Here is a 12,526-nt window from a genome sequence, read left to right as displayed (position 1 = left end):
TTTCTGCCCGATCAAGGTCACAATACAGCCTGTATATAAACACAGCACCGTATGAGGCAAGCATGGCAACCCTACTGACCGAGCGTCAACAGCAAATTCTGGATCTCATCCGGCAAGCCGTCGCCCATACTGGCTTCCCTCCTACGCGGGCAGAAATTGCCCAAACGCTAGGCTTCAAGTCGGCCAATGCCGCAGAAGACCACCTCAGGGCCCTTGCAAAAAAAGGGGTCATTGAATTAACGGCGGGTGCTTCGCGAGGTATCAAGCTGACCGACGCCGCGCGAATGTACGAGAATCTTCAAGAATTTGATTCCGCAGATGACCCAGTCAAATACAGGCATGACGTGTCTGCCCCTCAGGGTCTGGGGCAACTGATCTTGCCCGTGGTTGGCCGAGTTGCTGCGGGTCATCCAGTTCTGGCCATTGAAAATATTGAACGCGAAATCAATGTGGATCCCGCGCTGTTCACTCAAACACCCGATTACTTACTGATGGTAAAAGGGCTGAGCATGCGTGACGCAGGCATCTTGGATGGGGATTTATTGGCAGTCAAGAAGGCGACCGACGCGAGAAACGGTCAAATCGTGGTGGCGAGAATAGACGATGAAGTCACCGTCAAACGCTATCACAAGAAGGGTTCGATTATCCAACTGTTGCCAGAAAATCCAGATTTCGACCCGATTATCATCGCATCAGACCAAGATTTTTCAATTGAAGGCATTGCGGCTGGATTGATCCGAACCTCACCCCTGCAATAGACAACAAGTTACAGATCGCGCCAGCTATCCAAGTGGCGACGATCGCGCTTGGTCGGTCTACCGTCGATGGTGTTTGATGGTTCTCGATAGAAACGGTGATTTTCTGCTGCTTGCTGTCGCTTGAGGGCACTCTCTGGTGTTTCTTCAAAAAGCAAACGCGCCAGAGCGGCGCTGCGCCTTATATCAGTAATACCGCGAACAATCAGTTCAGTCCTATCCTGTTCTCTGACAATCAGCAGTCTGTCGCCGACTTTGACCCCTCGAGCCGGTTTCGCCCGATCGCCGTTGACATGCACTCGACCGGCCTCAATCGATGCAGTGGCTAGGGATCGCGATTTGAAAAACCGCGCTGCCCAAAGCCACTTATCAACTCGAACTGAATCCGAAAACTCAATCACTCGTTCACACCAGCCAACAAGACTAGTGTTTCAACACGGGATCTTCGCCTTCTGCCGTGTCCGGTTTAGCGGTGACAATCGCTTCCTCATGAACGGGCGCCTCATCTGGTATCGGTTGAGGCGCACGCTCTAAGGCAACGGCTAAGACTTTGTCGATCCAACGCACGGGCACAATGTCGAGGTGATTTTTAACGCTGTCAGGGATTTCAGCAAGGTCTTTGACGTTTTCCTCGGGAATCAGCACGGTTTTAATGCCGCCACGATGCGCCGCAAGCAACTTCTCCTTCAGACCACCAATGGCCAAAACTTCACCGCGCAACGTGATTTCACCCGTCATCGCAACATCAGCCCGAACTGGAATATGCGTCAAAGCTGACACGATCGCTGTCGTGATCGCAATGCCAGCAGATGGGCCATCCTTAGGTGTCGCGCCTTCCGGGAAATGTACGTGGATATCACGCTTCTCGAACAAGCTGTCAGCAATCCCAAGCCTTCTTGAACGAGCGCGAACCACTGATCTGGCCGCCTCGACAGATTCTTTCATGACATCGCCAATTGAGCCCGTACGCTGTATCACCCCTTTGCCGGGCATATCTACGACTTCGATCGTGAGAAGATCGCCGCCCACCTCAGTCCACGCCAAGCCAGTCACTTGTCCGATCTGATTGTCTTTCTCAGCCATACCAAAGGTGAACTTTCGCACACCCAGGTAATCGTTCAAGTTGTCAGCATTCACCAACACCTGAGGTAATGGCTCTTTACTTTTTGCAAGCCGATGAGCCTCGGCATCTGCCAGTAATTTTTTAACCACTTTACGGCAGATCTTGCCGACTTCACGCTCTAAAGAACGCACACCAGCCTCTCGGGTGTAGTAGCGCACAATATCACGAATGGCCGATTCATCGACCACCAATTCATCGGGCTTGACGCCATTGTTCTTCATGACCTTAGGCAACAGGTGATCTGTTGCAATATGAATTTTTTCGTCTTCGGTATAACCCGACAAACGAATGACTTCCATACGGTCGAGCAACGCTGCCGGGATGTTCAGGGTGTTACTCGTCGCAACAAACATGACATCCGACAAATCAAAATCCACCTCTACATAGTGGTCTTGAAACGTGTGGTTTTGCTCAGGATCGAGTACCTCAAGCAAGGCCGAGGCTGGATCACCCCGAAAATCCATGCCAAGCTTGTCGATTTCATCGAGCAAAAACAGTGGATTACGGACTGCAACTTTGGTCATATTTTGAAGGATTTTGCCCGGCATTGACCCAATGTAGGTGCGTCGATGACCGCGGATTTCAGCTTCGTCCCGCACACCACCCAAGGCCATCCGTACAAACTTACGGTTGGTTGCTTTGGCAATTGACTGACCCAAAGAGGTTTTACCCACGCCTGGTGGTCCGACGAGGCACAAAATCGGGGCTTTCACCTTGTCAACGCGCTGTTGTACCGCGAGGTACTCAAGGATGCGCTCTTTCACTTTGTCTAAGCCGTAGTGATCATTATCCAAGACCGACTCAGCATTCGGGATAGAGTTATTAACCTTGCTCTTTTTACGCCAAGGCAGGTTGATCACCGTATCAATGTAGTTACGAACGACCGTTGCTTCGGCAGACATCGGCGACATCAACTTCAGCTTCTTTAGCTCGCTATCGACTTTCTTGCGAGCATCTTTAGGCAATTGAGCCGCTTGAATCTTTTTCTCAAGCTCTTCAATGTCAGCCCCTTCTTCACCCTCGCCGAGCTCTTTCTGAATGGCTTTCACTTGCTCGTTGAGGTAGTAATCGCGCTGGCTTTTTTCCATTTGCTTTTTGACGCGGCCGCGGATGCGCTTTTCGACTTGCAGGATATCAATCTCTGTCTCAAGTTGTGAAAGCAAAGCCTCAAGACGCTCAGAGGTACTCACAATTTCGAGCATCTTCTGCTTTTGCTCGAGTTTCAACGGCAAATGAGCCGCGATGGTATCTGCCAAGCGACCAGCATCATCAATGCCACCCAGAGAGGTCAGAATCTCAGGGGGAATTTTCTTGTTTAGTTTGACGTATTGCTCGAATTGCGCAACGATCGCCCTGCGCAACGCTTCGACTTCAGAGCCGGCAGACACATCGGGAGCAATCGGCAAAACTTCTGCGGTAAAGTGCGTCTCTGAATCCTGGATTGCTGCCACACGGGCCCGTTGCGATCCCTCGACAAGCACTTTGACGGTGCCGTCAGGCAGCTTGAGCATCTGTAAAATAATGGCGACACAACCAATTTCATAGACGTCATCGGGGGTTGGATCATCTTTGCCTGCTGATTTTTGCGCGGCCAACATGATGCTTTTACCCGCCTCCATGGCAGCCTCAAGCGCTCTGATTGAACGCGGACGCCCCACAAACAAGGGGATCACCATATGAGGGAACACCACCACGTCGCGCAGGGGAAGCAAAGGTAAATTAATTAACTCGGAAGGAAGGGTCTGATTTCCAGACATAAGTAAATCCTAATCAGTTCTCGGCAAATCCGAACAGGGCAAAGCAGCCGTCGCGATACCCGTAATATCACTACAGTTCTGTTATGTAGACGATAGCCTAAATTTCAAGGTTTTTTTCAAACAGTCGAAAAAAAAGCCTTCAAAACGAATGAAGGCTTTTTAAAAATGGCGCAGTCTATGATCACGCTGCAGCATCTTGAATGTTGCGGCGACTCGTCTCGGCCGGTGTCGCGTCTGTCTCTTCACCGTAGACTAAAAGAGGTTTGCTCTTACCGTCAATACATGTGTCCTCAACAACCACCCGTTTGACATTACCTTGGGTAGGTAATTCATACATGGTATCGAGCAAAGCGGCTTCGAGAATAGAGCGTAAGCCACGAGCACCCGTTTTGCGCTTAATCGCTTTGAGTGCGATTGCCTTTAAGGCGGCAGGACGAATCTCGAGCTCAGCCCCCTCCATGGCAAACAGTTTTTGAAACTGCTTAACGACTGCATTCTTGGGCTCGGTCAAAATCTGAACCAATGCATCTTCGTCTAGCTCTTGAAGCGTTGCAACCACAGGGAGACGGCCAACCAACTCGGGAATAATGCCAAATTTGACCAAATCCTCGGGCTCAACCTCTAAGAAGGTATCACCAGTCGATTTTTCGGATTTTGCGTCCACCGATGCACTGAAACCAATGCCTGAGCGTTCGGTACGATTGCGAATGACTTTTTCAAGACCATCAAACGCACCACCAACGATAAACAGGATATTGGTCGTGTCAACTTGGACGAAGTCTTGATTGGGATGCTTGCGTCCCCCTTGCGGAGGAACAGAGGCAACTGTCCCTTCAATCAGTTTGAGCAGTGCTTGCTGCACCCCTTCACCGGATACGTCTCGGGTGATAGATGGGTTATCTGATTTGCGTGAAATCTTGTCAATCTCATCGATGTAAACAATCGCTTGCTGCGCCTTATCCACTTCATAATTGCAGTTCTGCAGCAATTTTTGAATGATATTTTCGACATCTTCGCCGACGTAGCCCGCTTCTGTCAGCGTGGTCGCATCGGCCATCACGAAGGGGACATTCAATTGGCGCGCGAGCGTCTGCGCTAGCAGTGTCTTGCCAGAACCCGTGGGCCCGATCAGCAAAATATTGCTCTTTGACAACTCGACATCGTCACCTTTGATGTCACCATGCCGTAAACGCTTGTAATGATTGTAGACAGCGACAGCAAGCACCCGTTTTGGCGCCTCTTGACCAATCACATACTGATCGAGAAAGGACTTGATCACTGCTGGTGTTGGCAAATCTGACTTAATCGACGCACGGGCACTGGCCTGAGCTTCTTCGCGAATAATTTCGTTACATAAATCAATACATTCGTCGCAGACGAAAACAGACGGTCCAGCGATCAGCTTTTTGACTTCCTGTTGCGTCTTGTTACAAAACGAACAGTGCAAAACTTTTGCAGGGGCTGAACCTTTCTTCTCTGTCATATCAATCCATCACCGCTATTTTTTTTAAAATCACTGATTAACAACAACCGAAAACAACCAAAGCGCTTATTTAGCTTCTGCCGCCGTCTCAGCTCGTGAAAACAAGACCTTATCGATCAAACCATAGGATACCGCGTCTTCTGCAGACATAAAGTTGTCTCTCTCAGTATCCTGCGAGATGCGCTCAACGGACTGCCCTGTCTTTTCAGCAAGAATTTTGTCAAGACGAGCACGCAGATCGAGGATCTCTCTGGCTTGAATCTGAATATCGGTCGATTGCCCTTGCGCGCCACCCGATGGCTGATGAATCATGATGCGCGAATTTGGCAGAGAAAACCGTTTGTCTTTTGCGCCTGCCGCCAGCAAAAAAGCGCCCATGCTTGCAGCCAACCCTGTACACAGGGTAGATACGTCTGGTTTGACGAAATTCATGGTGTCGAAAATGGCCATCCCTGCGTACACTGACCCACCGGGTGAGTTGATATACAGCGCGATATCCTTGTCTGGATTTTCGGATTCAAGGAACAACAGCTGCGCAACCACTAAATTTGCCGACTGATCATTGACGGGGCCCACCATAAATATCACGCGCTCTTTGAGCAAGCGAGAATAAATATCGTAAGACCGCTCGCCTCTGCCTGACTGTTCAATCACCATCGGTATGTAACCGAGACCCGTCGGTGTGACGGATGAACCGCCATGCATTGAGGCGTAAAAATCAGTGAAGCGTTGCATTTAACGGTTTCCCATGATGTCTTCGAATGGCACTTCTTGGTCGGTTACCTTGGCTTTGCCCAAGACAAACTGAACAACGTTATCTTCGAGCACAATGCCTTCGACTTCAGCACGGCGTGCACGATCAGTCAAATAATAGCTGACGACTTGAGCCGGCTGCTCGTAGCTGGCGGCAAACTCTTCGATGCGCGCACGAACTTGCTCTGGTTTAGCCTGTAATTGCTCTTTAGCAATCAGTTCAGACACCAATAAACCAAGCTTCACGCGGCGTTCGGCCTCTTCGACAAACTCCTCAGCAGGAATCGGCATTTTGTCTGCATCTGGAAAGCCACGCTCTTTTAACGACTCACGGGCTGCTGCGATGCGATCTTGCACTTCGCTATCCACCAAGGCCTTGGGAACCTGAAAACTCGCCGCCTTGGCCAAGGCATCCATCACATTGGTTTTGGTTCGCGCTGCGGTGCGAGCTTTGCTTTCGCGATCGATGTTGCCACGAATGTCTGCCGATAATTTTTCGATATCACCGTCGGGCTCACCCAGCGTCTTGGCAAACTCTGCATCAAAGGCGGGCAACACGGGTTCGCCGACTTCCTTCACCGTGATGGTGAACTCAGCCGTTTTACCAGCGACATCTTTACCAGCGTAATCGGCGGGGAAACTCAATGCAAAAACCTTGCTTTCGCCAGCCTTCATGCCACGGGCGGCCTCTTCAAACTCAGGCAGCATACGCCCTTCGCCCAAAGTAAACGAAAAGTCGTCTGCTTGACCACCATCGAACGGAACACCGTCGATTTTGCCCAAAAAATCGAGCGTTACTTTATCTTGATCTGCGGCTGCGCGATCTTCGCGAGCAACAAAGGTTGCACGCTGTTTGCGTAGAATGTCGATCGTGCGTTGAAACTCATTGTCGCCCACCGCTGTCACGACGCGACTGACTTCAAGTGCCGTGATATCTGGTACCTCAACGACTGGATAGACTTCGAATGTCGCTAGAAAGGTGAGGGTTTCATCAGAAGTGGTCTCTGCCTTTGGCTCAAGCTTGGGGGTACCCGCAATGCGCAACTGCGCTGCACTAACCGTTTCTTGCAACTTGTCACCAACTTGCTGGTTGATCACATCATAGCGAATGCCAGGGCCATGCATGCGCTCAAGCATTGCAACGGGCACTTTGCCCGGACGAAATCCCGCCGCCTTAGCTGTGCGCGACACTCGCTTCAACTCGGCCTGCACGGCCTGCTCGATCTGAGCCATGGCTACAGACAATTCAACGCGGCGCTCAAGGCCGGACAGAGTTTCAACCACTGGTTGCATGTAGAGACCTACCAAACAAAGATAAGAAAAATAAGAAAAAGCTTGGCTCAGAACGCACGACTAAGCCAAACCACTCATTCATAAAATGGTGCGAAGGGGGGGACTCGAACCCCCACACCTGTTACGGCGTCAGGACCTAAACCTGGTGCGTCTACCAATTTCGCCACCTTCGCAATAGCCGACTATTGTAACGCACCCTGAGAGTATCAATCCTGACCGTGGATACCCTAAAGCCAAGCTGATGGTTAAAATACTCACCATGAATCCGAGACTGCAATCCTTACAGCCCTACCCATTCGAAAAACTGCGCGCCTTGATTGCCAGCGCTAATCCGGCGTCTGCGAGCATCAAGCCAATCAATTTATCGGTGGGTGAACCGAAACACGCAGCACCCCAGTGCGTCAAAGATGCCGTGGTGAACGGTCTTGCCGGGCTATCCCTGTACCCAGCGACCAAGGGTGAACCTGGCTTACGCGAGGCGATTGCCAACTGGATGGCGCGTCGCTATCAAATGCCAGCGCTTAACCTTGAAACGCAGGTATTGCCGGTTTTAGGGTCGCGAGAAGCCCTGTTCGCTTTTGCCCAGACGATCTTAAATCCGGTTGAAGGCGCTACGGTGGTGTGCCCTAACCCCTTCTACCAGATCTACGAGGGTGCTACCTTACTGGCGGGTGCACGACCCTATTACGTCAACAGCGACCCGGAGCAAAATTTTCGGACGGCGTGGGAAACCGTGCCCAACGAAGTCTGGGCTAAAACGCAGTTGGTCTTTGTTTGTTCGCCGGGTAACCCAGCGGGCAACGTGATGAATCTCGCCGACTGGAAATACCTGTTCGACTTATCGGATCGGTTTGATTTTGTCATCGCTTCAGACGAGTGCTATTCAGAGATTTATTTGGATGAGTCCGCACCGCCGTTGGGCGGCATGCAGGCGGCTTATCAACTGGGTCGCTCTGATTACAAAAACCTCGTGAGCTTCTCTAGCTTGTCTAAACGCTCAAATGTGCCAGGCATGCGCTCTGGCTTTGCGGCAGGGGATGCAACGCTCATCGCGAAATTTTTGCTCTATCGCACTTACCACGGCAGCGCAATGTCACCCGTCGTCTCTGCCGCTAGTATCGCTGCTTGGTCTGACGAGGTACACGTCATTGACAACCGTCGGCAGTATCGCGACAAATTCGATGCGGTGCTGCCCATTCTGGCGCCCGTCTTAGCGGTCAAACGTCCAGATGCCTCTTTTTACCTTTGGGCAGGCACACCCGGATCCGATACTGACTTTACGCGAGACTTGCTCGCCGCCACAGCGGTGACAGTGCTGCCAGGCAGTTTTGTGAGTAGAAACAATCACGGCATCAACCCTGGTGAAAACCGAATTCGGATTGCCTTAGTCGCCCCGTTGAATGAATGTGTCGAGGCGGCGCACCGCATCGCAGATTTCGTTCGCACGCAGTAACTGGTTTTTTTTAGCAGTAGTCCCTCTTCTTTCAACCGCATAGCTACAGATACTCATATGACTCTCGACCTCCAAACGACCATCGAACAGGGCTGGGAAGCCCGCAGCACCATCAGCCCAAAAGAAGCAGATGCCAGCATCAGAGAAGCCGTCGAACATGCAATCGATGCATTGGATACAGGACGGCTTCGCGTCGCAGAGAAAGTCGACGGCAATTGGGTGGTGCATCAGTGGCTCAAAAAAGCAGTGTTACTTTCGTTCCGGCTGAACGAAAATGGCATCATCGGTCAGTCGCCTGTGCAGTTTTACGACAAGGTGCCACTGAAGTTTGCAGACTTTGGGCGCACTGCATTCGAAACGGGTGGCTATCGCGTCGTCCCGCCAGCGGTGGCTCGTCGCGGTTGCTTCATCGGTCGAAACGTGGTGTTGATGCCATCCTATGTGAATATTGGTGCCTACGTCGATGAGGGCACCATGGTTGACACCTGGGCGACAGTCGGTTCATGCGCGCAAATTGGTAAAAACGTTCACCTCTCGGGTGGCGTGGGTATCGGTGGTGTGCTTGAACCTTTGCAAGCGAATCCAACGATCATTGAAGATAATTGCTTTATCGGCGCCCGCTCTGAAGTCGTCGAGGGGGTGATCATTGAAGAAAATTCAGTGCTGTCGATGGGGGTATTTATTTCGCAAAGCACCCGTATCTACAATCGCGAAACCAAAGAAATTACGTATGGCCGCGTGCCGTCAGGGTCGGTCGTCGTCCCTGGGTCTTTACCTGCTGAAGACGGCAGCCACAGCCTGAGTTGCGCCGTCATCGTCAAACGGGTCGATGCCCAAACGCGTGCTAAGACCAGTATCAACGATTTGTTGCGCGCTTAATGACTACCCGCTCAAACAAACAGGTTGCTAACCATGTCTGATCGAAACAGCGCTGCACGTGCTGTTCTGGTCACCGTGAGAGATCTGATTCGCTTTGGCGTGTCGCGTTTCAATGGGCATCAGCTATTTTTCGGTCATGGATCCGACAATGGCTGGGACGAAGCGGTTTACTTAGTGTTGCACGCCCTACATCTGCCCGCGGATCAACTCGATCCTTTCATGGATGCGCATGTGTTACCCGACGAGAAAGAACGGGTGCTTGATTTGATCGATCGCAGGTGCATGGATCGAGTCCCGGCTGCATATTTGACCAACGAAGCATGGTTGCAAGGCTATCGATTTTTTGTCGATCAGCGGGTCATTGTGCCTCGTTCACCCATTGCAGAGTTGCTGGTGGCACATCTGAGCCCATGGATTCCATATCCGGATGATATTTCACATATTTTGGATTTATGCACGGGGTCGGGTTGTCTGGCCATCATTGCAGCGCATGAATTTCCAGATGCGGTGGTTGACGCGACTGACATCTCCAGCGATGCACTTGAAGTGGCAAAAATCAACGTCCAAGAACACGGATTAGCCGATCGCCTGAGTTTGTACCAAGGCAGCCTGTTCGAGTCACTTAACGTCAATCGTCGATACGATCTCATCATTTGCAACCCCCCCTACGTCAACAGTACGACGATGGATCAGTTGCCAAAAGAGTATCTTCACGAACCTCGACTGGCACTGGCAGGTGGCACCGATGGGATGGACTTGATTCGCAACATCATCGAACAGGCACCACAACATCTGTCCGAGCAGGGCATGTTGCTGCTCGAACTCGGTCACGAACGCGCTTATTTCGATGCAGCGTTCCCTGACTTAGCACCCATGTGGCTCGACACCACTGAGGCGACCGATCAGATTCTGTTACTGACTCGCGAGCAACTCCTCACGTGATTCGCGCAACAGGTCTTACCATTCGTCGAGGGGCTAAGGTGCTACTCGACACGACTGATTTCGTGGTTCATCCGGGCGAACGGGTGGGCATTGTCGGCCGGAATGGCGCCGGCAAAACCACCCTGTTTGCGCTTTTACAAAAAGAAATGGATGCCGACGCTGGACAACTCGACGTCCCGTCAGGTTGGCGTATTTCGAGCGTCAGACAAGAAATAGCCGCGTCTGACTCGCCTGCCCGAGAGTTCGTCATTGATGGCGATACCCGACTCCGTCAATTGCAGTCAGAACGCGCTTCGATAGACGCGACCGAGAATGCAGGCCACCGAATCGCAGAAATCGAGGCCGAACTCATTGAAGTCGGTGCCTGGAGCGCCACGTCACGTGCTGAGCAACTGCTCGCTGGGCTCGGATTCACGCCAGCGCAATGGGGAGCACCCGTGGATAGTTTTTCTGGGGGATGGCGCATGCGTCTTGCACTCGCACGAGCGCTCATGTCGCCCTCTGAACTTCTGCTGCTTGACGAACCCACCAATCACCTGGATCTGGATGCCATGCTCTGGCTCGAGCGCTGGCTGACAGCCTATGCGGGCACCGTTCTGCTTATTTCACACGATACCGAGTTTTTGGATGCTGTTGCGCAAACCATTTTGCATATCGATCAAACCAAAATGGTTCGCTATAAGGGTGGATATAACGACTTCCTGGTGCAACGCGCAGAACGGCTTCGATTGACGCGGATCGCCCACGAACGGCAAGGCCGTGAGACTGCCCGTCTACAAGGATTTATTGATCGCTTTAAAGCCAAGGCATCCAAAGCTAAGCAAGCCCAAAGCCGTGTGAAAGCCCTCGCGCGAATGGAGCAACTCGCCCCTATTTATGCCGAGTCCGGTATTGATATCCGCATTCCCTCACCCGCAGAGATGCCAGATCCTTTGTTGGTGATGGACGATATGGAAACGGGCTATCCCCAAGCCAATGGTCTGCCACCCATCAGCATTCTTAAAAACATCAAGCTGATGATTCGGGGAGGAGATAGAATCGGCATCCTGGGGGTCAACGGTGCGGGCAAAAGCACCTTGGTCAAGACGCTGGCAGGCGAGTTAAGCCCCATCCGAGGCGAGCGGCGCGCGTCCCGTGGTCTAGAAATTGGCTATTTTGCTCAGCATCAGCTTGATATGCTAGATCTCGACAGTAGCCCACTTGAGCATTTGGCACGCTTGGCGCCCCAAACGCGTGAACAAGAGCTACGCAATTACCTCGGCGGTTTCGGTTTTGGTGGGGCGCGTGTCACCGATCCGGTAAGACCCATGTCTGGTGGTGAAAAAGCGCGTCTGGCGCTGTCATTGATTGTCTGGCAAAAACCAAACCTTCTACTACTCGATGAGCCTAGCAACCATTTGGACGTCGAGACCCGCGAGGCACTGACGCAGGCCTTGGCTGAGTTTGGTGGCAGCATGCTGTTGGTCTCCCACGATCGTCATTTACTTCGCACCACGGTCGACAGCTTCTGGATTGTGGCTCACGGTGCCGTTCAGGCGTTTGATGGTGATCTTGAAGACTACAAGACGTGGCTGGCCGACCACCAAGCCGCTGAACGCAAACGTCAAGCCTCACAGAGTACTGTCGGCAACCCGCGCAATGAGCTGACAGACGCGCCCATTGACCGCAAACAACAAAAACGCCTCGATGCCGAAACGCGTCAGCAGATGGCTGTGCTACGTAAGCCACTCGAGAAGAAGCTCGCGACGGTGGATAAACATTTGCAAACCACGCAAGAAGAACTGAGTCGTCTTGATTCGTTAATTGCCGATCCGGATTTTTACGCTGACTCTCGTCAGCAAGAACGTATCCTCGCCTTGACGAGACATGGTGAACTGTCCAAACAACAAGAAACACTCGAAGAGCAATGGCTTGAAGTTCAAGAGGCACTTGATTCGCTAGAGCAAAAAACTAAATAGCGCTTTACTTAAAGGCCCTAAGAACCGCAATGGTAAAGGCTATCCGCAACATTCATTATGGTTAACCCGTATGCAATCGGTGTTCAGCCGGGATGAAATACTGCAATAATTCCGCAACATTCAAATCAGC

At 51.8% G+C, this 12,526-nt stretch carries 10 protein-coding genes and 1 tRNA gene; 5 read left to right on the top strand and 6 right to left on the bottom strand.

Translation table 11 applies throughout. From position 1 onward, the window contains the following. The first annotated feature begins 62 nt into the window (after positions 1 to 62). Entirely contained in the window at positions 63 to 758 is a 696-nt protein-coding gene (gene lexA, locus AC1W8Y_RS10910; protein WP_482014501.1) for a transcriptional repressor LexA, read from the top strand. Positions 759 to 766: 8 nt separating this feature from the next. Here lexA and AC1W8Y_RS10905 read toward each other — a convergent pair whose 3' ends face one another. From AC1W8Y_RS10905 to AC1W8Y_RS10880, 6 genes are all read right to left on the bottom strand, one after another. Further along, entirely contained in the window at positions 767 to 1,156 is a 390-nt protein-coding gene (locus tag AC1W8Y_RS10905; RefSeq protein WP_482014500.1) for an RNA-binding S4 domain-containing protein, read from the bottom strand. Between the two features lie 22 nt (positions 1,157 to 1,178). Continuing rightward, positions 1,179 to 3,635 (bottom strand): endopeptidase La, encoded by a 2,457-nt coding sequence (lon, locus tag AC1W8Y_RS10900; RefSeq protein ID WP_482014499.1) that lies wholly within the window; start codon positions 3,633 to 3,635, stop codon positions 1,179 to 1,181. A 181-nt stretch (positions 3,636 to 3,816) separates the two neighbouring features. Beyond that, entirely contained in the window at positions 3,817 to 5,118 is a 1,302-nt protein-coding gene (clpX, locus tag AC1W8Y_RS10895) for an ATP-dependent Clp protease ATP-binding subunit ClpX (RefSeq protein WP_482014498.1), read from the bottom strand. Positions 5,119 to 5,184: 66 nt separating this feature from the next. Then, positions 5,185 to 5,853 (bottom strand): ATP-dependent Clp endopeptidase proteolytic subunit ClpP, encoded by a 669-nt coding sequence (clpP, locus tag AC1W8Y_RS10890; protein ID WP_482014497.1) that lies wholly within the window; start codon positions 5,851 to 5,853, stop codon positions 5,185 to 5,187. Further along, entirely contained in the window at positions 5,854 to 7,164 is a 1,311-nt protein-coding gene (gene tig / locus AC1W8Y_RS10885) for a trigger factor (protein WP_482014496.1), read from the bottom strand. Between the two features lie 86 nt (positions 7,165 to 7,250). Then, positions 7,251 to 7,337: transfer RNA gene (locus tag AC1W8Y_RS10880), tRNA-Leu, on the bottom strand. A gap of 86 nt (positions 7,338 to 7,423) precedes the next feature. Here AC1W8Y_RS10880 and dapC point away from each other — a divergent pair. From dapC to AC1W8Y_RS10860, 4 genes are read left to right on the top strand one after another with little or no spacing between them, the layout of a single operon-like run. Continuing rightward, positions 7,424 to 8,617, top strand: coding sequence for a succinyldiaminopimelate transaminase (gene dapC / locus AC1W8Y_RS10875; protein ID WP_482014546.1), 1,194 nt, complete (start codon positions 7,424 to 7,426; stop codon positions 8,615 to 8,617). Between the two features lie 57 nt (positions 8,618 to 8,674). Beyond that, on the top strand, positions 8,675 to 9,496 hold the full coding sequence (gene dapD / locus AC1W8Y_RS10870) for a 2,3,4,5-tetrahydropyridine-2,6-dicarboxylate N-succinyltransferase (RefSeq protein WP_482014495.1): 822 nt from the start codon (positions 8,675 to 8,677) through the stop codon (positions 9,494 to 9,496). Positions 9,497 to 9,529: 33 nt separating this feature from the next. Beyond that, positions 9,530 to 10,438 carry a 50S ribosomal protein L3 N(5)-glutamine methyltransferase gene (prmB, locus tag AC1W8Y_RS10865; RefSeq protein WP_482014494.1) on the top strand — a complete coding sequence of 303 codons (909 nt, stop codon included), beginning with the start codon at positions 9,530 to 9,532 and terminating at the stop codon, positions 10,436 to 10,438. Next, positions 10,435 to 12,396 carry an ATP-binding cassette domain-containing protein gene (locus tag AC1W8Y_RS10860; RefSeq protein WP_482014493.1) on the top strand — a complete coding sequence of 654 codons (1,962 nt, stop codon included), beginning with the start codon at positions 10,435 to 10,437 and terminating at the stop codon, positions 12,394 to 12,396. The genes prmB and AC1W8Y_RS10860 overlap by 4 nt, the downstream gene beginning before the upstream one ends. Positions 12,397 to 12,526: the final 130 nt, after the last annotated feature.

The sequence above is a fragment of the Jezberella sp. genome, from assembly GCF_964834465.1.
The sequence above is the reverse complement of the archived record's forward strand: the minus strand, read 5'-3'. Positions and strand labels throughout refer to the sequence as shown.

Bases quoted from the DNA above. Each gene is read 5' to 3' on its own strand.
- clpP (WP_482014497.1), bottom strand. From the start codon at position 5,853: ATGCAACGCTTCACTGATTTTTACGCCTCAATGCATGGCGGTTCATCC.
- lon (WP_482014499.1), bottom strand. From the start codon at position 3,635: ATGTCTGGAAATCAGACCCTTCCTTCCGAGTTAATTAATTTACCTTTG.
- clpX (WP_482014498.1), bottom strand. From the start codon at position 5,118: ATGACAGAGAAGAAAGGTTCAGCCCCTGCAAAAGTTTTGCACTGTTCG.
- dapD (WP_482014495.1), top strand. From the start codon at position 8,675: ATGACTCTCGACCTCCAAACGACCATCGAACAGGGCTGGGAAGCCCGC.
- prmB (WP_482014494.1), top strand. From the start codon at position 9,530: ATGTCTGATCGAAACAGCGCTGCACGTGCTGTTCTGGTCACCGTGAGA.
- lexA (WP_482014501.1), top strand. From the start codon at position 63: ATGGCAACCCTACTGACCGAGCGTCAACAGCAAATTCTGGATCTCATC.
- dapC (WP_482014546.1), top strand. From the start codon at position 7,424: ATGAATCCGAGACTGCAATCCTTACAGCCCTACCCATTCGAAAAACTG.
- tig (WP_482014496.1), bottom strand. From the start codon at position 7,164: ATGCAACCAGTGGTTGAAACTCTGTCCGGCCTTGAGCGCCGCGTTGAA.